Source organism: Streptomyces sp. P5F9, from assembly GCF_057961495.1.
The window spans coordinates 1-933 of record NZ_JBXVPZ010000983.1 but is presented as its reverse complement, the minus strand read 5'-3'; the positions used below and the strand labels follow the sequence as shown (position 1 = coordinate 933).

Genomic DNA, 933 nt, shown 5'->3' with positions numbered 1-933 from the left:
CAGCACCCGCGCCGCCACCCCCGAGGCCGTCGCCGACTCCCTCGTCGCCCTGCACGGCACGGACCCCGCGACGGTGTACCTCGCCGTGGGCGCACGCCTCGCCGACCCCTCCACCACCGTCCCGGAGACTGCCCGCGCCCTGTACGAGGACCGCACCCTGCTCCGTATGCACGGCATGCGGCACACGGTGTTCGTGTTCCCCGCCGAGCTGACCGCCGTCGTCCACGCCTCGACGGGACTCGCCGTCGCCGCGCGTGAACGGGCCTCCCTGCTCAAGCACATGGCGCAGGCCGGGGCGCCGGACGCGGTCTGGCTGAAGGAGGTCGAGGACTCGCTGCTGGCCGCGCTGGCGCTCCGCGGGCAGGCGACGGCGGCCGAACTCGCCGTGGACGAACCGAGGTTGAGGGAACAGTTCGTGTACGCGGCCGGGAAGAACTACGAGGGCGTGCACACCGTCTCGACCCGGCTGCTGAAGGTGCTGGGCGTGGAGGGCAAGGTCGTACGGGGGAGACCGCTCGGCGGCTGGACGTCGAGCCAGTTCCGCTGGGCGGTGGCGCCGGAACACCCCGAGCTGGACGTCGCCGAGGCACAGGCCGCGCTCCTCGGCCGCTGGCTCGCCACGTGCGGCCCCGCCACCGAGGCCGACCTGAAGTGGTGGACGGGCTGGCGGGTGACGGACGTCCGCCGGGCGCTCGCGGCGATCGGCGCGGAAACGGTGTCCCTGGACGAGGGGGCGGGGTACGTCGCCGCGGGCGACCTCGCCCCGCCGGCCGGTCCCGCCGAACCGTGGGCGGCCCTGTTGCCGGCGCTCGATCCGACGGCGATGGGGTGGCAGCAACGGGACTGGTACCTGGCACCGGAACTGCGCCCCGCCCTGTTCGACGGGAGCGGCAACGTGGGGCCGACGGTGTGGTGGGACGGGCGGGTGGTGGG

General features: G+C 74.8%; 1 protein-coding gene. It reads left to right on the top strand.

All coding sequences use genetic code 11. From position 1 onward, the window contains the following. The coding region (locus tag AC31A1_RS51950; RefSeq protein WP_489660000.1) for a winged helix DNA-binding domain-containing protein at positions 1 to 933 on the top strand (933 nt) is incomplete at both ends.